At 63.9% G+C, this 613-nt stretch carries 2 protein-coding genes; both read left to right on the top strand.

The window, feature by feature from the left end; translation table 11 throughout:
- Positions 1 to 17: 17 nt before the first annotated feature.
- Complete coding sequence (locus A5694_RS02665; RefSeq protein ID WP_064920303.1) at positions 18 to 311, top strand: hypothetical protein; 294 nt, start codon at positions 18 to 20, stop codon at positions 309 to 311.
- A gap of 12 nt (positions 312 to 323) precedes the next feature.
- Positions 324 to 611 (top strand): WXG100 family type VII secretion target, encoded by a 288-nt coding sequence (locus A5694_RS02660; RefSeq protein ID WP_064920302.1) that lies wholly within the window; start codon positions 324 to 326, stop codon positions 609 to 611.
- Positions 612 to 613: the final 2 nt, after the last annotated feature.

The raw sequence follows: 613 nt of genomic DNA, 5'->3' as shown, positions 1-613 counted from the left end.
GAGAAAGGAGTGCGGTGATGAGTTTGTTGGATGCCCATATTCCGCAGTTGGTGGCCTCGGAGTCGGCGTTTGGGGCGAAGGCGGCGTTGATGCGGTCGACGATGGCGCAGGCGGAGCAGGCGGCGTTGGCGGCGCAGGCGTTTCATGTTGGTGAGGCGGCGGCGGCGTTTCAGGGGTCGCATGCGCGGTTTGTGGCGATGGCGGCGCGGGTGAATGCGTTGCTGGATATGGCGCAGGCGAATCTGGCGGATGCCGGTAGCACGTATGTGGCGGCGGATGCGGCTGCGGCCAGCGGTTACACCGGGGTTTAGGGAGGGTTTGTGATGTCGCAGATTATGTACAACTACCCGGCGATGTTGGCTCATGCCGGGGAGATGAATGGGTATGCGGGCACGTTGCAGGCCGTGGGTGCTGATATTGCCAGTGAGCAGGCGGCGTTGTCGGCGGCGTGGCAGGGCGATACGGGGATGACGTATCAGGCGTGGCAGGCGCAGTGGAATCAGGCGATGGAGGAGTTGGTGCGCGCTTATCACGCGATGGCGGCCACCCATGAGACCAACACGTTGATGATGAACGCCCGCGACACCGCCGAAGCGGCCAAGTGGGGCTGAGC

This window comes from Mycolicibacter sinensis (genome assembly GCF_001667945.1).
GTDB lineage: Bacteria > Actinomycetota > Actinomycetes > Mycobacteriales > Mycobacteriaceae > Mycobacterium > Mycobacterium sinense_B.
This window is presented reverse-complemented; position numbering and strand designations above follow the sequence as displayed.